Raw genomic sequence first — 20,675 nt, 5'->3', positions numbered from 1 at the left:
TTTATTTCGCATTTCAAATTTTTTTTATTGCTTTATATTAAAAAAATAGATGACTTCAAGGTAGAGATATAATTTAAGAACCTTTCATAGATAATATTATCATTAATTTTCTTTATTTTATTAATTGACGAATATTTCTAATTTTAAAATTCAAAAATTTAATCTCACTTTTAGTCATCTTTTTTCAAAATAATTAATCATTAATTTTTATTTTTTAAATTTTTTATTGTAGAATAAAATACAGTTCCTAAGACGAGTAGCCCTCCTATAATTTCTTTTGCAGAAGGCATTTCATTTAAAAGAAATATTGATAAAATTATTCCGTATAATGGTTCTAAACTGGAAATTATTCCTGCTGTCTGTGTCTTGATGTCCTTCAAACTATTTATGAAAAGTGTGTGTGTTACCCCTGTAAATACAGTTCCTAAAAGTAGTAATAGAAAAATATCTTTTCTGGTAAATACTGGTTCCATAATAAAGAAAAAAGGCAAGAGTACTGTGAGAGATACCAATTGTTCATAGAAAGCTATCACCATCCCCTTGTATTCTTTTGCATATTTTCTATTCAGTAATGAAAGAACTGCATATGATAAGCTAGATAAAATACCATACATTGCTCCCACAGTCATCTCATTTCCCATGTGAAAATCAGGTATAACAAACATTACTCCAGCAAAAGTTATAAATGCCAGTATTATATCTTCTTTTTTTAATTTTTCCCCAAAGAAAAAAGGCTCCATAAATGTTACAAAAATTGGAAAAGTAGAAAAAGTCAATAATCCTATTGCCACTGTTGAAAGTTTTATTCCCTGAAAGAAAGTACACCAATGTATAGCTAGTATTACTCCCATGAAAGCTATAATCAACATATCTTTTCTGCTTTTCAATTTTAAATTTTCTTTAGTTATTGTTAATCCTATATAAAGAAATATGCTCGAAAAAAATACTCTTCCCAGAACAATTATTATTGATGGCTGTGTTAAAAATTTTCCAAATAGCCCTGATACTCCAAAAAGAAATACTGCTATATGAAGTTGCACTAAAGATGATTTCTTATTATCCATTTATTTTTCTCCATAGTTTTATATATATTTTATCATATAAATAAAAAAAGAGGTTAACTAAAAATCTAAGATAAATTTTAGTCAACCTCTATATAAATTATTTAACTATCTATTTTTAATTTTCGGGAAATACTTAGTGTGTAAAAGTTCATGTGCCTTGTGACTTAATGGATAATCTAAATATTTATCATATATAGCTTTAACATATGGATTTTCATGAGATCTTCTGATCTTCATTCCTCTGTCAATAGCATTAAGCCCCTCTGCTCTTTTTTCCAGTGTTTCTTGTTTTTTAACAGCTTTTGGCTGTCCTCCACCACCAATACATCCCCCTTTACATGCCATGATTTCAATAGCATGGAAGAATTCTTCTCCTGCTCTTATTTTATCAAGCATTTTTGCAGCTTCTTCCAGTCCATGAGCAATACCTATTCTAAGTTCTATATGCCCAATAGTAAGTTCAGCTGTTCTGAAACCTTCCCATCCTCTTAATTCTTTAAATTCTATCTCATCAAGATGTGTTCCAGTTATCATTTCAATAGTACTTCTTGTTGCTGCTTCGATAACCCCTCCAGTTCTTCCGAAGATAATACCTGCTCCTGAATACTCTCCTAATGGATTATCAAATTCTTTTTCTTCTACATTTTTAAGATCAATTCCAGATTCTTTAAATATTTTAATAAGTTCTCTTGTAGAAATAACATAGTCTGTATCATAGTTATCTCCTCTTGAGAATTCTGGCCTTGAAGCTTCATATTTTTTAGCAAGGCATGGCATTATTCCTACTACTGATACCCTCTCTCTTACATATCCTTTTTCTTTAGCCCAGATATCTTTTGCTATTGTAGAGAATATCTGCATAGGAGATTTTACAGAAGATGGTACATCTAGCATGTCAGGATAACTTTGTTCAATAAATTTAACCCATGCTGGACAGCAAGAAGTCAGTATTGGAAGTCTTACTGTATCATCTCCCTTATAGTATCTTTCAAGTCTTTCTTGGAATTCACTTGCTTCTTCCATTACTGTAATATCAGCAGCCCAAGTTGTATCAAATACATAGTTTACACCTAATTTTTTTAAGGCTCCCACCAATTTTTTCTCAACATTTGTTCCTGCTTCAAATCCAAAAGCTTCTCCAATAGCTACTCTTACTGCTGGAGCTATTTGAACTACAACAATTCTGTTAGGTGTTGCCAAATCTTTTAACAGTTTCATTGTGTGATCTCCCTCAAATATTGCTCCTACTGGACAGGCAGCAACACATTGACCACAATGAGTACATCTGCTTGTATCTAAAATGTGTCTTTCTTTAATTTTTCCACTAATACATTTTACTGGACATACCCTGGCACAAGCTGTACATCCTATACATTTTTCAGTTATTCTAAATTTTAAAAGATGTATGCATTGCCCTGCAGCACATTTATGCTCTTCTATATGCTCTTCTATTTCATCATAAAATTCTTCTATACTTTCTAATACAAGATTATGTCTTTGATTTAATTCTGTTTTAATAGTTTCAGACAGACATCTAAGAAGATAGATATCCCTCATATTTGCTTTTCCTTTAGAAATTCTGTCTAATATTCTCCATATTCTTTCTATTTCATTTTGTACTGATGTATATTGGATATATTCACTACGTTCTATTTTACTCATTAAAAATTCTACATAGAATTTAGCAAATGAAACAATACAGTCTTCTTCTGATAAAATAATGATGTTTCTATCTATCCCTTCTGGAAATAGAGAAAAATCAATAACCTTATCTAAACTTTTTTTAGTAAGGAATCCTCCAAAAGGTAATCCAAATTGAGCTGCCTTAAAACTTTTCTTATTTTTAATTCCACCTGCCAACCCAATCACATCATTTAAAGTTGCATTTTCTGGTATTGCTATAACGCCTGGATTATTTACCCTTCCAGCAACTACTACCATTCTGCTTCCACTCTCAATACCTTCTCTTTCTTCAATATCTTCTACTGTTGAAAATACTGATCCAAATGAACTTTGAAGAATAATATTTTTGCTTGTCATTTGACCTCCTGATATATTTTAAATTTATTTAGTTTCCAAAATTTAACTTATTAGTCTATTAAATAGAACTTTATTTTGTAAAATATAGTTTAACTTTTATACACTCATTACTATTCTATCAAAAAAAATATAAATTTCAAGTTATTTTTTAATTTTACAAAATTTCTTCATTTTAAAAAGATAATTCAATATCATTGATTAAATAAAAAGCAAATGTTTGTTCAATTTTTAATCCAAATAAAAAATATTTATCATATGAATAAAATCTATTATTTTTTTAGAATTTACTTTATAAAACAAAATTTAAAAAAGTAGTTAAAAAAACTACTATCATTATTTTTACCATCAGTAGTTTTTGATATATAGGCATCTTTAATGTTTCAGCATAATGCTTTAAAGTAACATATCCTTTAAATTTCTTTTGATTATTTAAAAATAAAAAAGCATCAAAAGTTATTACAAGTAAAATTATATAGACCATATTCATAAAATCCTCCCTTTGAAAAAAGGCTGACTTATCCCGTCAGCCTCATTAATTAACCTCTATAATAAATAGTCAGACCTTTTAAAAAGTTTCTGATATATTTATCTCCACATTCTCTGTAATTTTTATGATCTTCTTTTCTAAAAAGAGCACTTAATTCAGATGATGATAACTCTAATCCTGCTAGTTTAAAGATTTTTAACATATCATCACTTCTAAATGAAAGAGCTATTTTTAACTTTTTAAGGATGATGTTATTTATATTATTTCTGTTTATTTTAACAACTTGAACTTCCTCTCCAGGTTTTGGTTCCTGTTTTCCTCTTTTCAAAATAATAAGCCCATCTAAAAATGCTTCAAGAACTTTATTATTACACTTTTCAAACCCTTCTTCATCTTCTTTTTTTAATAGATTTAATAACTCTTCATGAGTAATTACACAATCTACAGATTTAAAAATTTCCAACATAGCAGAGTCTTTTAAATTCAATGCATATCTTACCCTTCTTAATATATCATTATTTACCATTTTTCCTCCAAATATTTCTTTTATTCTATAAAACATATTTATACAAATTTATTTATTCCTAATAATTGTACTCTATTTACTTATATTTGTCAATTTAGAATGATGTTTTAAATAATATAAAAAACTCAAACCATAATATGTTTGAGCTTTAAGTATATTGTTATTTTTTTGCTTCTTATATTTCCTCTTCTCCATCATAATTTTCATTATCTAACCCTTCTTTTTCATAATCTTCTCTAGTATATCCATTGAAATCATATCCTTCCAGATTGAATCCATCTTTATCATACCCTTCAGGATCATACAAAGTATTAGTTACTTTATGCTTTCCTATATTTTTCCCCTCAATATAAAACCCTCTTTCATCAGTTTTGGCACCACAAGCACTCATAACCATCAATAAAAAGAATATACCTATTATTTTTTTCACAAAATCACTCCCTTATAACATCATTTAAGGAATTTCCCCATATATATGATACAATATTTACCAAGAAAAATCAAATATTACAAGTTAATATTATTCCATTTATTGTTGGATACAGAAAAATAATATTCTATAATTCTCTTTTTTTCTTTATATATAATTTAAAATATTTTTTATTGCTTCCTAATCTTTATTTAATTCTTATTTAAAGCTTGTTTTAAGTTTTTCTATTTCACACATTATCTGCCAAAAGATTATTATTATATTATTTTTATTTTATTTTTTATATTAAAAAAGATAATTTTACATACTATAATATATAACTAAATATTTTTTATTACAAAAATTATAAAATACAATAAAAAATATTTGAATTTTATCATTTTGAATAATTTATAATAAAAATATATTGATATAAGAAAAGAGACATGATATACTTTGATAAATTTTATATTATATCTGAGGGGGAACTTTATGAAACAAATCACTAAAACACTTGGAATTCTTGTTATAGTAATTGGAATTTTTGTATGTAAATTATTCCTTTTACCCAACAGTATAGCAAAAACTAAGGATAATATTTCGAGAGTAGAAAACTCTGATAATTATAGTATCACTTTTAATGAACTTATATCTTTACTTGAAGAAACTGCTAAAAAAGAAAAAATTGAAGTGAAAACTTTAAATAGAACTGCTACATTGGGGAAAAAGAAATATTACAAAAGCACTGCTTATCTTAAAAAATATCTGATTGAAGGTTTTTCAGAAGAAAAAGATGGAAAGCTGGCTTTGATAAAAATTTATTCTCCACAAGGAAAGTTTAAAAGTACAACTAGAATTGAATTTAATGAAACTCTAATAAAAAACTTTAGAAAGTATGCTGCACTTCTAAGCAATGTTTTAAATTCTGATAAAAATCAAAAAGAAGTTCTTGAATTTTTAACTAAGCAGACTGGAAAGAAAATCTCTCCTGCCAGAAAAAATATTGATAACTTTTCAATAAGTCTTAGTGTGTCTGGGAAATCTCTGGTAGTTATATTTAGACCTCAATAATCTCAAAAAATTGTTCTGTACTTTATATTATTTATACCTATTGTAAAAACTTTCATTTTTTTCTTTATATTTATAAAGACATTTTTTAAACCCTAGAAATAAATTAAGTTTTTAGATTAACTTTTAATAAATTTATTTTTTATTTGTATAAATATGAAGCAAAAATTTTACAAATTTTATTAAAAAAAATATTTAAATTTAAGTACAACTATATTTATTTATTTGTTTAAAAAAATATGTTTATTTTAAGTTATTTAAAATCAAATAAAGAACAAAAAGTAACCATAACTATTTTTTAACTCCTATTAAAAATATGCTATACTCTCTATAGAACAATACTTAGTTTATAAATTAGCTGGAGGGGATTTTATGCCTTATTATGTAATTGATTTAGAAAAAAATAATGATGGTTACAATGTGGTACACACTACAAAGTGTAATTCTAGAATTAAAGCAACTCAAACTAAATCTTTAGATTGGTTCCCTGATGGAGCTTCTGCAATAAATTTTGCTAAAAATCAAGGTTATAATGCTATTGGTTGCCAGTGTTGTCATCGAAAAAATGACATTTAAATATTATTTATAATAAGGAGAGCTAATCTCCTTATTTTTTATTTATTCTCCAATTAACTTTTTTATAAAAGAAAATCTTTATTTAGATTGTATATTATATACAAAGAATTTAAAAGTTTTTGATTCTTACAAATAAAATAACTTAGGAGGTATTTTTATGTATTTTAAAGTTTTGAAGGCTAAAAATGAACAATTCTATTTTAATGGTTATGGAAATAATCATGAAATTATTCTTTCAAGTGAAATGTATAAATCTAAGCAAGCTGCACTCCATACTATTGAAGTTATTAAAGAGCAAGCTGCTAAAGCCGAAATCAAAGATGAAACCGATAACAAATAAATTTTATTCCACTTCCTCCTCTTTGGATAGAGGAGGATTTATTTTTATAAAAAAACCTCAGCTAATTAAATATCTGAGGTTTAAAATTTTTTATATAATTTAATAACATTCCTATAATTTTTGAAATATTCAATTAAATTATTAGACTTTTATCTAAATTTTCTTCTATATATAGTTGTTAATATTATATAGAACTAATTGTTTTTGGCGCTCCCAAGAGGAATCGAACCCCTAACCCTCTGATCCGAAGTCAGATGCTCTATCCGATTGAGCTATGGGAGCTTTTTACCTATTTATTAATTTCTTTCAGCTATAAGTTTAGCTGCCAATTCTCTTCCTATATTTTCTAATCTTGTTATATCTTCAGCTTTTGGAGTTCCTTTTGCTTCAACAGGTTCTGCTACTACTTCTATACCTTTTAGTCCATTAGCAAAAGCTTCTATTCCTCTTACTCCTCCACCACTCCACATCATAGTTCCAAATATTCCTAGATATCTATTTTTTAATCCATAATTTTCTAATTTATGAAGTAATGGTTGTATTTTTGGATAAACAGAATTATTATGCGCACAAGAACCAATTACCAGTCCTTTATATTTCCAGATTTCAGCTACTATGAAAGAATGATCTGTTTTAGAAGCATCATATATTTTTACTTCTTTTATTCCTTGAGCATTTAGCTCTCTTCCTATAAATTCAGCCATTTTAGCTGTATTTCCATACATGCTTCCATAAACTATTACTACTCCTTCTTCTTCTGGAAGCAGTTGAGCCCAAGTACTATACAATGATACCACCTTAGCTATATCTTTTCTCCAGATCAATCCATGAGAAGGACATATAAGTTTAATTTCAAGTCCACTTAATTTTTTGATAGCACTAGTTACTTGTGCTCCATATTTTCCAACTATATTTGCATAGTATCTTCTCATTTCATCAATATAGAAATCAAAATTTACTTCGTCATCAAATATTCCACCATCTAATGCTCCAAATCCTCCAAAAGCATCATTAGAGAAAAGTATTTTCTCAGTAGTATCATAAGTAACCATTGACTCTGGCCAGTGTACCATTGGTATCATAGCAAAAGTAAGTTTATGTTTACCTAAATCTAAAATATCTCCCTCTTTTACAGTAACAAAGTTTTCATCTGGAAACTCAATATTAAATGCTCTAAGCATTCCTAGAGTTTTAGCATTTCCTACAACTTTTACATTTGGAAAAACTCTTAGTATATCTTTTAGTCCACTTGAATGATCTGGTTCCACATGATTGATAACTATATAATCAAGATTTTTTCCATCAAGACCTAATATTACTTTCTCAATATAAAGAGCAGAACTTCCAAATTCTACTGCATCTATAACACAAGTTTTCTCATCATTAATAAGATAAGAGTTATATGCTACTCCATATGGTAATGGCATATAATTTTCAAATCTTTCAGTTTTTCTGTCATTAACACCTATCCACGACACATCATCTGTAACTTTAGTACAACAATACATTTTTTCTTTTCCTCCTAATAAATTTATTTAATCAATAATTGACAATTAATATGAAGACATTCCTATTTTATAAATTTTCTATATCCTGTTTTAAAATCTACCAAGTTCTTCATAGGGGTTTTCTTGTAAAAAGACTCAAGATTCTCTATAGAAATCTTTCTTATTCTTTCAAGAGTTTCCTTTAAATGATATCCCCCTGATACATGTGGTGTAAGTATCAGATTTTTTGCGTCCCATAACGGACTTTCCACTGGAAGTGGTTCTGTATCTACTACATCTAATCCTGCTCCTCCCAATATACCACTATTTAATGCTTCACATAAATCAGCAGTATGAACAGTACTTCCTCTTCCTACATTTAAAAGAATCGCTCCTTTTTTCATTTTTCTAAATTTCTGTTTGTTAAATAAGTTTTTAGTTTCTTTGGTTTCTGGCAGAGATAAGGCTACAATATCAAACTCATGAAGTATATCATCAAGTATGTCAAGTTGATATATGCCCTGAAGATATTCAGGTATCTCACTTTTATTTCTTCTCACTCCATATACTTTACTTCCAAGAGCATGCATTCTCATTGCAAACTCTCCTCCTATATCCCCTAAACCTACTACTAATGTTTTTGAGCCATATATGGAAGTTACAGTTCCCTCATCTTTCCATAAATGTTCCCTTTGATTTACACTATAAAGATGCAGTTTTTTCTGCAGATTCAATACCATTCCAAGCATATGCTCTGCAATGGCAAGTCCATATGCCCCTGTAGCGTTAGTTAATATAGTTCCTTCTAAAAGGACTCCTTCTTCTGTATATTGATTAGCTCCTGCACTATTAAGCTGCAACCATTTTAGATTTTTACTTCCTTTTACAGCCTCAACTGATACATTTCCTAAAATTATTTCTGCCTCTTGTACTATAGATCTTTCTGCTTTATCAGGTGTTGTATATATAACCTCAGCGTCTGAGGCAATATCCTCTATTTTTCTTTTATGTTCCTCTTTTAATGGAATAGTAACCAATATTTTTCTTTTCATTTGTTCCTCCTGAAAGCCATTCTATATACCTTTAACTTATAACTTTCCATAAATCTAAAAAATAACCCTATATATATAATATTCGACTTATCAAAATATTTCAACTTTTTTATTAAATTTTTATAAAAAAGATATATATTTTTCCAAAAATGGAAAAATTGTGATATAATTTCTTGAAGAAAGTTCACATTTAGGAGGTACTTATATGCATCCAGTTTTATTTACTATAGGTGGATTCGAAATCCGTTTCTATGGTTTAATGTATGCACTATCTTTTTTTCTAGGGATAGAAATTGCTAAATATATGGCAAGAGAAAGAAATTTTAAAACAAATATAATCGAAAATTATGCATTTGCAGCTATGATATCAGGTTTACTAGGTGGAAGATTATATTATGTAATGTTCAACATGAATTACTACCTTTATCACCCATCTGAAATACTTGCTACTTGGCATGGTGGAATGGCTATACATGGTGGAATAATTGGTGGAATAATTGGTACTTTTATTTATGCTAAAATCAAAAAATTAAATCCTTTAACTTTGGGAGATTATGCTGCTGCCCCTCTTCTGCTGGGACAGGCACTTGGTCGTTTTGGTAATTTTATGAATGGAGAAATACATGGAGTTCCTACATTTACACCTTGGAGTGTCATCTTCAGTATAAAGCCAAAATTTTATGAGTGGTATGCTTATTATACTTCTCTTCCAGCAATTGATAAAATGGATTTTAAGACTCTTGTTCCATGGGGAATAGTATTCCCTACCTCTTCTCCTGCAGGAAGCGAATTTCCTAACATGGCACTTCATCCAGCTATGTTATATGAGCTTGTACTTAATTTTATTGGATTCCTTTTTATCTGGTTTGTTCTTAGAAAAAGAGAAAATAAAGCTCCTGGATATATGTGGTGGTATTACATTATAATATACAGCGTAATCAGAATCTTTGTAAGTTTCTTTAGAGCTGAAGATCTTATGATTGCAAATATAAGAGCACCTCATCTTGTAAGCCTTATTCTTATTGTCTTTTCTGTAATTATGATAAAGATTGGAGAAAAGAAAACAGTAAAATAATTTTTTAAGATATATAAAAATTATAGTAAAAGTGGATAACTAAAAGGTTAGATTACTTTCTCATTAATTAAACAGTTAATAATTTCAGCTGTTATAATTATTGATATCATCTTTCTCTTTATAAGTTATCCACTTTTTTATTACATATAATTAATATAGAAAGAAACCAGCTGTTCCACTTAATACCATTATTAACATTGGATTGAGCTTAAATTTTCTCAACAAAAATATGGAAACAACAAATATTATTATTGCCATTGTATTTATATTAACTCTTCCTGCTTCTTCTAATTTTGATATACCTCCAAAAGCTATCAGCAATATTGTACTGGCAGATGAGGCTATCAGTCCTACAGATACCGCTCTCAATCCTTTAAGAATATTTAAAACAGTATCAGCTTTTCTATATTTATTAAAAAAATTATATAATAGTATAGAGATTATAAAACCAGATATAACACAACCAAATGTTGCTGTTACTGCTCCTGGTATTCCTGCTACTCTTATTCCTACAAATGTAGATGTATTTACAGCCAAAGGTCCTGGTGTCATTTGAGAAATAGTTATTATATCTGTAAACTCTTGAAAAGTCAGCCATTTATGGATATTTACCACCTGTTCCTGTATCAATGGAATTGTAGCATATCCTCCCCCTATACTAAATAGTCCTATCTGTAAAAAACTTATCAGCAGAATTAAAATTAAAGTCCACATATTTTCTCTCCTTTTTTCTTTTTTATCCATCCATCAATAAAACAAGCTGTAGAACAACATAGAATTATAAATATAACATTTATATGAAATATGAAGCTGGCTATAAATGTTACTGGTATAATAAATGACATAAATTTTTGTTTTTCTTTAAAGACAGCTCTGCTCATATCTAAAACAATATCTACTATCAGTGCTCCTACTCCTGCTTCCATTCCTTTTAGTACTGCAGAAATCACTTGATTATCTCTAAACATCATATAATATATTGAAATTACTCCCAATATGATTAATGGTGGAAATACTGCTGCTATACAGCTTATAACTGCCCCAATCATTCCAGCTGTTCTATATCCAGATAAAACTGAAAGATTTACTGCTATTGCTCCTGGTGAAGATTGGGCTATTGCAGCCATATCCATTAACTGTTCATTATCAAAAAATTTCTTTTTATCTACAAAATATTTTTTTATCATTGGTATTACTACATACCCACCACCAAAAGTGAATGCACTTATAAAAAAATTTATTCCAAAAAGCCATAAGCAGATTTCTGCTTTATTATTTTTCATACTTCAACTCCTTTTATTTTTCTGTTCTACATATTATATCAATTGATTTATAATAAATAAAATGTTATTATTTTATAAATAACATGATTTTTTAATAATGATTAAAATGGAGGAAAATTATGAATATAAGGCATCTGCACATTTTTAAAGCTGTTTGTGATGAGATGAATTTTACCAGAGCTGCTGAAAAACTCTATATGACTCAGCCTGCTGTATCTCATGTAATAAATGATCTAGAAGAAGAAACAGGACATATCCTTTTTGATCGTATATCAAAAAAAATATACCTGACTGAAATGGGAAAAATATTTCTGAATAAAACCTTGAGAATTCTTGAATTGTATAATGACTTAGAAAATAATTTTTATAGTTCTGAAAAAGATGTTCCTATATGTATTGGTTCATGCATAACAATAGGTAATTTTTGGCTTCCTTCTATCATAAAAAAATTTAAAAAAGTTTATCCTGAAACTCCATTAAAAATACAAATTGACAGTGCAGCAGCAATAGAAAAAATGCTTTTGAATAATACTATTGATATAGCCTTAATTGAAGGAGGAGTACATAATGAAAACCTTATTAAAACTATTTTTTCTTCATATGAATTAAGTGTCATCTGTTCTTCACATCATCCTTTTTCCAAAAGGAAATCTATATCAATAGAAGAGCTTATCAAAGAAGATCTTTTATTAAGAGAGAAGGGAAGTGCTATTCGAGATTGTCTTGATAATGTTTTGGCTGGAAAAGATATCTTTGTTGCTCCTTCATGGACAAGTACTAATTCACAAGCTTTGATACAAGGTGTAAAAAATAATCTTGGAATAACTGTTCTCCCAGATATTCTTGTTGCAAATGAGCTTGAAAAAAAAGAATTAAAAAAACTTTTTATTGAAAATATAAAATTAAATAATAATAATTACATTGTTCATCATAAGGATAAACATATTTCAAATACAATGTCTGCCTTTATTGAATCTGCAAAACAAACTATTCCATAACAAAAAAACAGACTTAAATTTTTTATTAAGTCTGTTTTATTTTTAATTGTGTTATTATTTCCAGATTGACATTCTTTTGTCTAGGTCTGCTTTTGCTTCTTCCAAACCTTTCATCATACTTTCAAGTATTTCTTTTACAGTAGTTTTTTCATTTACCATAGCAGCAACTTGTCCTGCCATTACACTTCCATTGTCAACATCTCCATCAACAACAGCAAGTCTTAATCTACCTGTTCCCATTTGTTCAATCTCTTCTTTAGGAACTCCCTCTTTTTCTTTCTCTAATATTAATTTAGCAAATTTATTTTCAATAACTCTTACAGGGTGTCCAGTATAGTTTCCAGTTGATACAGTTGATCTATCTTTAGCTTTCAATATAGCTTGTTTATAATTTTCATGTATTGTACACTCTTCAGCTACTAAAAATTTAGTTCCTACTTGTATACCACAAGCTCCTAATGAAAGAGCTGCTAAAAATTGTTTCCCTCCTGCTATCCCTCCAGCAGCAATTACTGGGATATCAACTTTTTCTACCACTTGAGGTACAAGAGCCATAGTAGTTATACTTCCTATATGTCCTCCACCTTCCATACCTTCAGCTATTACAGCATCTGCTCCAATTCTTTCCATTCTTTTAGCTAATGCTACTGAAGCTACTACTGGTAAAACTTTTATTCCTGCTGCTTTTAATTTTTCCATATAGGGCCCTGGATTTCCTGCTCCTGTTGTCACTACTTGGACTTTTTCTTCTATACAGATGTTGATTTGTTCTTCTACATCTGCCATCATAAGCATTAAATTTACTCCAAATGGATTAGAAGTTATAGCTTTAGCTTTTCTGATTTCCTGTCTCAAAATATCACAAGGCATTCCACCACCAGCAATAATTCCTAGACCTCCCTCTTTAGAAACATGCCCAGCAAGATTTCCATTAGCGATCCATGCCATTGCTCCTTGTATGATTGGATATTTTATTCCAAGTAGTTTACAGATCTTGTTATTACTCATAAATCCTCCTAAAATATAAATTATTCCTTGAATACTTTTTTAAATCTATCAAAAATTTCTTTAACTGAAAGAATTTCATTTATCTTCCATGCATCTCTTCCAGCAAAAAATATTCCTTCCTCATAATTACCATCATGTGCTTTTACTAGTCTTTCATTTACACAAAATTTATATGTACATTTCTTTAAACATCTATCACAATGCTTTGGTGGTTCTGTAGTTTCATTTAAAACTTTTTTTACATAAGGAGAAATAATAGCATTAGCTGGCAAACCAGCAGAACTCATCATTTCAACTACATCTCCCTCTTTACAATTTATATACATTTGCTTGAAGAAATCATCTACTTCACATTCTTCAGCAGCTATAAATCTACTTCCCATTTGAACTCCATCAGCACCTAATGCAAGCATTCTTTCTGCATCTTCAGGAGTTATTACTCCTCCCGCACCAAAAACAGGTATAGATACATTTTCAGCAATTTCTCCAACTATATCCCATGAATCTTTTTCAGTTCCTAAGTGTCCTCCAGCATTTCCACCTTCAACAACAATAGCATCTGCTCCTAATTTTTGAGAAATTTTAGCTAATTTAAGAGATGATACAACTGGTATTATTTTTACCCCAGTTCCTTTAGCCACTTCAAATATATCTCTTGAGAATCCAGCACCAAATATGATGACATCAATTCCTGCCTCAATAGAAGCATGTACAAGATCCATAAAGTCAGTAGTAGCATACATGATGTTTACACCTAATGCTCCACCTTTATTTACAATCATATCTTTTGCTCTTTTGATCTCTTTTTTTAGTTCATCTATTGATAATGCTGTTCCAGCTATTACTCCTATTCCACCTTCATTTGCAACAGCAGCAGCTAGTTTTGCCATTGATGCTCTGATTGCCATTCCACCTTGGATAATTGGGATGTCTATTTTTAAATCACCTATTGCTAACATTAACTTTACCTCCTAATATATAAATAATTATTTTCAATTATAACATATGTAATATTATTAGTAAAGTATTATATAACAGGTGTTTTTTTAAATCTCTTTTGTCCTTAGGTTTTTCCTTAATCTAAGGAAGTTCTCAAGGCTTTCAATTGATGAGTTTATTATGTAGTTTTCTGGAAAGTTAGTGTTATTTAATAATCTTTCAGCCTGCTCAAAGTTTCCTATATCATAAGAAATATGTGAATCTGTACCTAATGAAATCATACATTTATATTGTTTGCATAGTTCCAGTATTTTTTGGCAATTAGGCTCAGATCCTAATCTTGAAGTTACCAAAGATGAATTATTAAGTTCAATAGCTATATTCAATTCTTTAGCTTCTTTTACAACAGCTTCATAGTCAAGAGGAAATTGTGGATTTCCTAAATGAACCATGATGTCTATTTTTTGTTTTCTCATGATATTAAGTACTGCTCTAGTATTTTTTTCTTTATTTCCTGTTTCACCATAAGCTTCTACTGGGTGAAGGCCACAAAGAATTATATCCATTACATCATACACTCTTTGATTTATATCAAAATTTCCACAATCATCTATCAGGTTAGTTTCTACACCCTTTAGTATTCTCATTCCTTCTACTTCATTTGGAATAACTTTCATATTAGCTAGACTCCACCAGTGAGGAGAATCCTGCAGTGCTGGACCATGATTAGTTATGGCAATTACTTTCATTCCTTTTTTTAAAGCAGAATTTATATCTTCTTCTAATGTGCTGTAAGCATGTGGATTTGCATTTGTGTGTATATGTAAATCTATAAGATATGACATTCCTATCACTTCCTTTCGCTATATTATATCATAACTTCACTAGAGTTCAAAATAATTACAGCAGTTATATTTATAAATTTTTAATAAAAAATTACTTTTTTTAAATTGAACTTATAAAAATATGAATACAAGGTAATAACAAAAAAATATTTTAAAAATTTATCTTCAAAAAATAAAAAAAAGCTTGGCAAGTTCCTATCCTCCCAGGAGGCTTCCCTCCAAGTACTTTCAGCGTTTACGGGCTTAACTTCTGGGTTCGGAATGGGACCAGGTGTACCCCCGCAGCTATTCTTACCAAGCTGTGTCTTTATTTTTTCTAATAGACACTTGAAACTATATAGTAGCATACGCTTTCGCGCTTTCAATCTTTAGGTTAAAACTTTGACTTATTAGTATTGGTCAGCTAAAAGCCTCGCAGCTCTTACACCCCCAACCTATCAACCTTCTAGTCTCGAAGGAGTCTTAAAGAATACTTATCTTGAAGCTGGTTTCCCGCTTAGATGCTTTCAGCGGTTATCCGTTCCAAACGTGACTACCCAGCTGTGCCACTGGCGTGACAACTGGTACATCAGAGGTTTGTCCATCCCGGTCCTCTCGTACTAAGGACAGATCTTCTCAATATTCTAACGCCTACAGTGGATAGGGACCGAACTGTCTCACGACGTTCTGAACCCAGCTCACGTACCGCTTTAATGGGCGAACAGCCCAACCCTTGGGACCTTCTCCAGCCCCAGGATGCGATGAGCCGACATCGAGGTGCCAAACTTTGCCGTCGATATGGACTCTCGGGCAAAATCAGCCTGTTATCCCCAGGGTAGCTTTTATCCGTTGAGCGACGACCCTTCCATTCGGAATCGCCGGATCACTATGTCCTGCTTTCGCACCTGCTCGACCCGTCAGTCTCGCAGTTAAGCTCTCTTATGCCATTGCACTCTGCGGTTGATTTCCATCCAACCTGAGAGAACCTTTGAACGCCTCCGTTACTCTTTCGGAGGCGACCGCCCCAGTCAAACTGCCCACCTAGCACTGTTTCCGTGGCTGCAAACCACAGATTAGAATTTCGACATTGAATGGTTGGTATTCCACCGACAACTCCAATACAGCTAGCGCCATATCTTCATAGTTTCCCAACTATCCTATACATGCAATGCCAAAACCCAATACCAAGCTACAGTAAAGCTCCATGGGGTCTTTCCGTCCTACTGTAGGTAACCGGTATCTTCACCGGTAGTACAATTTCACCAGGCCTCCCGTCAAGACAGCGCTCAAATCATTACACCATTCGTGCAGGTCGGAACTTACCCGACAAGGAATTTCGCTACCTTAGGACCGTTATAGTTACGGCCGCCGTTCACCGGGGCTTCAATTCGGAGCTCTCACTCCTCCTCTTAACCTTCCGGCACTGGGCAGGTGTCAGCCCATATACATCGCCTTACAGCTTAGCATAGACCTGTGTTTTTGTTAAACAGTTGCTTGAGCCTCTTCACTGCGACCCCCAAATGCTTCATAATGCGTAATTACTAACATCCAGGGGCACCCCTTCTCCCAAAGTTACGGGGCAATTTTGCAGAGTTCCTTAACGAGAGTTAGCCTGTCCGCCTTAGATTTCTCATCCTGACCACCTGTGTCGGTTTCGGGTACGGGCAGTTATACCTTAACGTTAGAAGCTTTTCTCGGCAGCGTGGGATTTGTGCATTCATCTTACGACTATATATCACACCTCAAGTCTAATCTAGCGGATTTTCCTACTAGACCACTCTACATGCTTTTACGGGAACTTCCGTTCTCCCGCGCACATACCCTTCTGCGTCCCTCCATCACAAAATATAACTGGCACAGAAATATTAATCTGTTTTCCATTCGCCTACGCATTTTAGCCTCGGCTTAGGTCCCGGCTTACTCAGGGAAGACAAGCTTTACCCTGAAAACCTTGGTCTTCCGGCGAGGGGGATTCTCGCCCCCTTTCTCGCTACTTATTCCTGCATTCTCACTTCTGATACCTCCAGAGTTGCTTACGCTTCTCCTTCAACGGCCTACAGAACGCTCTCCTACCAATTGCTTGCGCAATTCCACAGCTTCGGTTTATAACTTAGCCCCGTTACATTGTCGGCGCAGAGACTCTCGACCAGTGAGCTATTACGCACTCTTTAAAGGTATGGCTGCTTCTAAGCCAACCTCCTGGTTGTTTGTGAATCTCCACCTCCTTTCCCACTTAGTTATAATTAGGGACCTTAGCTGGTGGTCTGGGTTGTTTCCCTTTTGACAATGGAAGTTAATTCCCATAGTCTCACTCCTGAGCTTTGAATTATGGTATTCGGAGTTTGATTGAATTCAGTAAGCAATATGCCCCCTAGTTCATTCAGTGCTCTACCCCCATAATTAAACACTCAAGGCTGCACCTAAATGCATTTCGGAGAGAACGAGCTATCTCCTAGTTCGATTGGCTTTTCACCCCTAAACCTACCTCATCTCCCAACTTTTCAACGGCGGTGAGTTCGGGCCTCCACTGTGTCTTACCACAGCTTCACCCTGGACAGGCTTAGATCACCAGGTTTCGCGTCTACGCCCAGCGACTATGTCGCCCTATTCAGACTCGGTTTCCCTTCGGCTCCGTTATACTTAACCTCGCCACTGAACGTAACTCGCAGGATCATTCTCCAAAAGGCACGCCATCACTCCGAAGAGCTCTGACCGCTTGTAAGCACACAGTTTCAGGTTCTATTTCACTCCCCTCCCGGGGTTCTTTTCACCTTTCCCTCACGGTACTATACGCTATCGGTTAGTAAGAGTATTTAGCCTTACGAGATATGGTCCTCGCAGATTCACACAGAATTCCTCGTGTTCCATGTTACTTGGGAGAGAACATACATTCTAATGAGTTTACCTGTACAGGATTATCACCTTCTACGATCTAGCTTTCCAACTAGTTCCAGTTCGGTCATTAGATATGTTGAATATCTTACAGTTCTTCAAACGTTCTTCCCACAACCCCATATAAGCAACGGCTGTATCCTTGACACTTATATGGTTTAGGCTCATCCCCGTTCGCTCGCCGCTACTTGGGGAATCGTTTTTACTTTCTTTTCCTCGAGTTACTTAGATGTTTCAGTTCACTCGGTACCCTCTTTCGTGCTAAGACTCCATCTTAGCAGATTGCTCCATTCGGAAATCTTGGGGTTGGCGCTCGTTTGCAGCTAACCCAAGCTTATCGCAGCTTACCACGTCCTTCATCGGCTCTTACTACCTAGGCATTCCCTGTGTGCCCTTAATTATTTTAACCTATTTTGTTTTTGTTTAATTTGATTGACAGCTAACTCTGTTTATATAAACAAGAGTTAAAATTGTATTTTATCTACTATATAGTTTCCAATGTCCATTTGATAAGTTATCCAGCGCTTAATACGCTGCAAGAACATTATCAATAGAATAGAGAAAGAGAAATGATCTCCTTAGAAAGGAGGTGATCCATCCGCACGTTCCCGTACGGATACCTTGTTACGACTTCACCCCAATCGCTAATCACACCCTCGGAACATCCCTCCTTACGGTTAGGCCTGTTACTTCAGGTGCAACCAACTCTCGTGGTGTGACGGGCGGTGTGTACAAGACCCGAGAACGTATTCACCGCAACATAGCTGATTTGCGATTACTAGCGATTCCAACTTCATGTACTCGAGTTGCAGAGTACAATCCGAACTAAGAATAGTTTTATGAGATTAGCTTACCCTCGCAGGTTTGCAGCTCTCTGTACTACCCATTGTAGCACGTGTGTAGCCCAGCGTATAAGGGGCATGATGACTTGACGTCATCCCCACCTTCCTCCTGCTCATCGCAGGCAGTCTCGCATGAGTCCCCAACTTAATGATGGTAACATACGAAAGGGGTTGCGCTCGTTGCGGGACTTAACCCAACATCTCACGACACGAGCTGACGACAGCCATGCACCACCTGTCACCAAGTTCCTCCGAAGAGGCACGAAAACATCTCTGTTAACTTCTTGGGATGTCAAACGCTGGTAAGGTTCCTCGCGTTGCGTCGAATTAAACCACATGCTCCACCGCTTGTGCGGGTCCCCGTCAATTCCTTTGAGTTTCATACTTGCGTACGTACTCCCCAGGCGGATTACTTATCGCGTTAGCTTGGGCGCTGAGGTTCGACCCCCAACACCTAGTAATCATCGTTTACGGCGTGGACTACCAGGGTATCTAATCCTGTTTGCTACCCACGCTTTCGCGCTTTAGCGTCAGTATCTGTCCAGTAGGCTGGCTTCCCCATCGGCATTCCTACAAATATCTACGAATTTCACCTCTACACTTGTAGTTCCGCCTACCTCTCCAGTACTCTAGTTTAGCAGTTTCCAACGCAATACGGGGTTGAGCCCCGCATTTTCACATCAGACTTACTAAGCCGCCTAGACGCGCTTTACGCCCAATAAATCCGGATAACGCTTGCGACATACGTATTACCGCGGCTGCTGGCACGTATTTAGCCGTCGCTTCTTCTGTTGGTACCGTCACTGACTTCTTCCCAACTGAAAGCACTTTACATTCCGAAAAACTTCTTCGTGCACACAGAATTGCTGGATCAGACTTTTGGTCCATTGTCCAATATTCCCCACTGCTGCCTCCCGTAGGAGTAAGGGCCGTGTCTCAGTCCCCTTGTGGCCGTTCACCCTCTCAGGCCGGCTACCCATCATCGTCTTGGTGAGCCGTTACCTCACCAACTAACTAATGGGACGCAAAGCTCTCTCACAGCGCATATAGCTTTCATAATCAGATCATGCGACCCAATCATAATATCCGGTATTAGCATTCGTTTCCAAATGTTGTCCCAGTCTGTAAGGCAAGTTCTTTACGCGTTACTCACCCGTCCGCCACCTTCACCCGAAGGATCAAGTAGACTTGCATGTGTTAAGCATTCTGTCAGCGTTCATCCTGAGCCAGGATCAAACTCTTCGTTCAATCTATTTACTCAGTTTTTTAACTGATTGTTTACACCTATTTATTGTTTGTTGATTTTTTCTTCTTTCTCTATTCTGTTGTTAATGTCCTTATTTTCTTTATTTAATTTATTTCTTCTTTTGTTCCGCTTTCCTGCGGCACATTGATTATAATATCACAAATACTATTTTCAGTCAACAACTTTTTTTCAATTATTTTCAAATATTTTTTCTTTATCTTTAAACCCTGCTAATAACAGTAAGTTTCAGCAATAATTTTTTTTAAAATCTAATTATTTTTTTGTCCTTCACTGATTATTTCAAAAAATAATTTAGAATTTTTTTATAAATTATCAAAAAATATTTATTTTATAAAAATCTGGTGTTGGAAATCTAAAATATACTATTAGTGAAAAAATTTAAAAATATAAAATTAAATCAAATAAAAAATCTACTACTACTTTTTTTAAAATTCTAAAAAAAATTAGTACTTAAATAATTTTACTAGTAGTAGTTTAATTATTAGTATTAATTAATAG

Annotated in this window: 17 protein-coding genes, 1 tRNA gene and 3 rRNA genes; 5 read left to right on the top strand and 16 right to left on the bottom strand. The window is 33.0% G+C overall.

Annotated features, from left to right (window positions below):
- Positions 1-200: 200 nt before the first annotated feature.
- The 5 genes from E0E45_RS01880 to E0E45_RS01860 all read right to left on the bottom strand — a co-directional run bounded on the left by E0E45_RS01880 (position 201) and on the right by E0E45_RS01860 (position 4,547).
- On the bottom strand, positions 201-1,064 hold the full coding sequence (locus E0E45_RS01880; RefSeq protein ID WP_130889587.1) for a DMT family transporter: 864 nt from the start codon (positions 1,062-1,064) through the stop codon (positions 201-203).
- A gap of 105 nt (positions 1,065-1,169) precedes the next feature.
- The gene (locus E0E45_RS01875) at positions 1,170-3,104 is read right to left on the bottom strand and encodes a [FeFe] hydrogenase, group A (RefSeq protein WP_130889586.1); all 1,935 of its coding nucleotides are present in this window, start codon (positions 3,102-3,104) and stop codon (positions 1,170-1,172) included.
- Positions 3,105-3,393: 289 nt separating this feature from the next.
- Positions 3,394-3,591 carry a hypothetical protein gene (locus E0E45_RS01870; RefSeq protein WP_130889585.1) on the bottom strand — a complete coding sequence of 66 codons (198 nt, stop codon included), beginning with the start codon at positions 3,589-3,591 and terminating at the stop codon, positions 3,394-3,396.
- Positions 3,592-3,640: 49 nt separating this feature from the next.
- Positions 3,641-4,117 (bottom strand): DUF1456 family protein, encoded by a 477-nt coding sequence (locus E0E45_RS01865; RefSeq protein WP_130889584.1) that lies wholly within the window; start codon positions 4,115-4,117, stop codon positions 3,641-3,643.
- 175 nt (positions 4,118-4,292) lie between these two features.
- Positions 4,293-4,547 (bottom strand): hypothetical protein, encoded by a 255-nt coding sequence (locus tag E0E45_RS01860; RefSeq protein ID WP_130889583.1) that lies wholly within the window; start codon positions 4,545-4,547, stop codon positions 4,293-4,295.
- Positions 4,548-5,018: 471 nt separating this feature from the next.
- On the opposite strand from E0E45_RS01860, the gene E0E45_RS01855 reads away from it, so the two are divergent.
- The 3 genes from E0E45_RS01855 to E0E45_RS01845 all read left to right on the top strand — a co-directional run bounded on the left by E0E45_RS01855 (position 5,019) and on the right by E0E45_RS01845 (position 6,510).
- Positions 5,019-5,597, top strand: a complete 579-nt coding sequence (locus E0E45_RS01855; protein ID WP_130889582.1) for a hypothetical protein — start codon at positions 5,019-5,021, stop codon at positions 5,595-5,597.
- A 369-nt stretch (positions 5,598-5,966) separates the two neighbouring features.
- The gene (locus E0E45_RS01850; protein ID WP_130889581.1) at positions 5,967-6,170 is read left to right on the top strand and encodes a hypothetical protein; all 204 of its coding nucleotides are present in this window, start codon (positions 5,967-5,969) and stop codon (positions 6,168-6,170) included.
- Between the two features lie 157 nt (positions 6,171-6,327).
- Positions 6,328-6,510 carry a YegP family protein gene (locus tag E0E45_RS01845; RefSeq protein ID WP_130889580.1) on the top strand — a complete coding sequence of 61 codons (183 nt, stop codon included), beginning with the start codon at positions 6,328-6,330 and terminating at the stop codon, positions 6,508-6,510.
- A gap of 205 nt (positions 6,511-6,715) precedes the next feature.
- On the opposite strand, the gene E0E45_RS01840 is transcribed toward E0E45_RS01845, so the two are convergent.
- The 3 genes from E0E45_RS01840 to E0E45_RS01830 form a co-directional block, all read right to left on the bottom strand.
- Positions 6,716-6,792, bottom strand: a tRNA-Arg gene (locus E0E45_RS01840).
- 14 nt (positions 6,793-6,806) lie between these two features.
- A complete protein-coding gene (locus E0E45_RS01835) occupies positions 6,807-8,018 on the bottom strand; it encodes an FprA family A-type flavoprotein (protein WP_130889579.1) in 1,212 nt (403 codons plus the stop codon).
- Between the two features lie 62 nt (positions 8,019-8,080).
- Complete coding sequence (locus E0E45_RS01830) at positions 8,081-9,049, bottom strand: D-2-hydroxyacid dehydrogenase (protein ID WP_130889578.1); 969 nt, start codon at positions 9,047-9,049, stop codon at positions 8,081-8,083.
- A 205-nt stretch (positions 9,050-9,254) separates the two neighbouring features.
- On the opposite strand from E0E45_RS01830, the gene lgt reads away from it, so the two are divergent.
- Positions 9,255-10,124 carry a prolipoprotein diacylglyceryl transferase gene (lgt, locus tag E0E45_RS01825; protein WP_130889577.1) on the top strand — a complete coding sequence of 290 codons (870 nt, stop codon included), beginning with the start codon at positions 9,255-9,257 and terminating at the stop codon, positions 10,122-10,124.
- 150 nt (positions 10,125-10,274) lie between these two features.
- Here lgt and E0E45_RS01820 read toward each other — a convergent pair whose 3' ends face one another.
- Positions 10,275-10,838 carry a chromate transporter gene (locus tag E0E45_RS01820; protein WP_130889576.1) on the bottom strand — a complete coding sequence of 188 codons (564 nt, stop codon included), beginning with the start codon at positions 10,836-10,838 and terminating at the stop codon, positions 10,275-10,277.
- Positions 10,826-11,407 carry a chromate transporter gene (locus E0E45_RS01815; RefSeq protein WP_130889575.1) on the bottom strand — a complete coding sequence of 194 codons (582 nt, stop codon included), beginning with the start codon at positions 11,405-11,407 and terminating at the stop codon, positions 10,826-10,828. Before E0E45_RS01815 ends, E0E45_RS01820 begins: the two co-directional genes overlap by 13 nt.
- Positions 11,408-11,526: 119 nt before the next feature.
- Here E0E45_RS01815 and E0E45_RS01810 point away from each other — a divergent pair, with 119 nt between their 5' ends.
- Complete coding sequence (locus tag E0E45_RS01810; protein WP_130889574.1) at positions 11,527-12,405, top strand: LysR family transcriptional regulator; 879 nt, start codon at positions 11,527-11,529, stop codon at positions 12,403-12,405.
- 54 nt (positions 12,406-12,459) lie between these two features.
- Here the strand turns inward: E0E45_RS01810 and E0E45_RS01805 are convergent, their stop codons facing one another.
- The 6 genes from E0E45_RS01805 to E0E45_RS01780 form a co-directional block, all read right to left on the bottom strand.
- Positions 12,460-13,413: a DUF561 domain-containing protein gene (locus tag E0E45_RS01805; protein ID WP_130889573.1), complete on the bottom strand. Its 954-nt coding sequence runs from the start codon at positions 13,411-13,413 to the stop codon at positions 12,460-12,462.
- Positions 13,414-13,433: 20 nt separating this feature from the next.
- Positions 13,434-14,372 (bottom strand): NAD(P)H-dependent flavin oxidoreductase, encoded by a 939-nt coding sequence (locus E0E45_RS01800; protein WP_130889572.1) that lies wholly within the window; start codon positions 14,370-14,372, stop codon positions 13,434-13,436.
- Positions 14,373-14,459: 87 nt separating this feature from the next.
- The gene (locus tag E0E45_RS01795) at positions 14,460-15,197 is read right to left on the bottom strand and encodes a phosphatase (RefSeq protein ID WP_130889571.1); all 738 of its coding nucleotides are present in this window, start codon (positions 15,195-15,197) and stop codon (positions 14,460-14,462) included.
- A 182-nt stretch (positions 15,198-15,379) separates the two neighbouring features.
- Positions 15,380-15,496: ribosomal RNA gene (gene rrf / locus E0E45_RS01790) — 5S ribosomal RNA — on the bottom strand.
- A 70-nt stretch (positions 15,497-15,566) separates the two neighbouring features.
- Positions 15,567-18,477 (bottom strand): 23S ribosomal RNA (locus tag E0E45_RS01785).
- Between the two features lie 173 nt (positions 18,478-18,650).
- Positions 18,651-20,158 (bottom strand): 16S ribosomal RNA (locus tag E0E45_RS01780).
- Together the 16S, 23S and 5S rRNA genes form the textbook arrangement of a ribosomal RNA operon.
- Positions 20,159-20,675 lie beyond the last annotated feature (517 nt).

Origin of the sequence: Fusobacterium ulcerans ATCC 49185 (assembly GCF_900683735.1) — a bacterium.
Classification (GTDB): Bacteria; Fusobacteriota; Fusobacteriia; order Fusobacteriales; family Fusobacteriaceae; genus Fusobacterium_A; species Fusobacterium_A ulcerans_A.
Note: the sequence above shows the minus strand (reverse complement) of the source record. Positions and strands in the feature narration are given on the sequence as shown.

Coding starts and splice junctions, on each gene's coding strand:
- E0E45_RS01815 (WP_130889575.1), bottom strand. CDS start 11,407: ATGAAAAATAATAAAGCAGAAATCTGCTTATGGCTTTTTGGAATAAAT.
- E0E45_RS01810 (WP_130889574.1), top strand. CDS start 11,527: ATGAATATAAGGCATCTGCACATTTTTAAAGCTGTTTGTGATGAGATG.
- E0E45_RS01865 (WP_130889584.1), bottom strand. CDS start 4,117: ATGGTAAATAATGATATATTAAGAAGGGTAAGATATGCATTGAATTTA.
- lgt (WP_130889577.1), top strand. CDS start 9,255: ATGCATCCAGTTTTATTTACTATAGGTGGATTCGAAATCCGTTTCTAT.
- E0E45_RS01880 (WP_130889587.1), bottom strand. CDS start 1,064: ATGGATAATAAGAAATCATCTTTAGTGCAACTTCATATAGCAGTATTT.
- E0E45_RS01875 (WP_130889586.1), bottom strand. CDS start 3,104: ATGACAAGCAAAAATATTATTCTTCAAAGTTCATTTGGATCAGTATTT.
- E0E45_RS01870 (WP_130889585.1), bottom strand. CDS start 3,591: ATGAATATGGTCTATATAATTTTACTTGTAATAACTTTTGATGCTTTT.
- E0E45_RS01835 (WP_130889579.1), bottom strand. CDS start 8,018: ATGTATTGTTGTACTAAAGTTACAGATGATGTGTCGTGGATAGGTGTT.
- E0E45_RS01795 (WP_130889571.1), bottom strand. CDS start 15,197: ATGTCATATCTTATAGATTTACATATACACACAAATGCAAATCCACAT.
- E0E45_RS01850 (WP_130889581.1), top strand. CDS start 5,967: ATGCCTTATTATGTAATTGATTTAGAAAAAAATAATGATGGTTACAAT.
- E0E45_RS01820 (WP_130889576.1), bottom strand. CDS start 10,838: ATGTGGACTTTAATTTTAATTCTGCTGATAAGTTTTTTACAGATAGGA.
- E0E45_RS01805 (WP_130889573.1), bottom strand. CDS start 13,413: ATGAGTAATAACAAGATCTGTAAACTACTTGGAATAAAATATCCAATC.
- E0E45_RS01830 (WP_130889578.1), bottom strand. CDS start 9,049: ATGAAAAGAAAAATATTGGTTACTATTCCATTAAAAGAGGAACATAAA.
- E0E45_RS01855 (WP_130889582.1), top strand. CDS start 5,019: ATGAAACAAATCACTAAAACACTTGGAATTCTTGTTATAGTAATTGGA.
- E0E45_RS01845 (WP_130889580.1), top strand. CDS start 6,328: ATGTATTTTAAAGTTTTGAAGGCTAAAAATGAACAATTCTATTTTAAT.
- E0E45_RS01800 (WP_130889572.1), bottom strand. CDS start 14,372: ATGTTAGCAATAGGTGATTTAAAAATAGACATCCCAATTATCCAAGGT.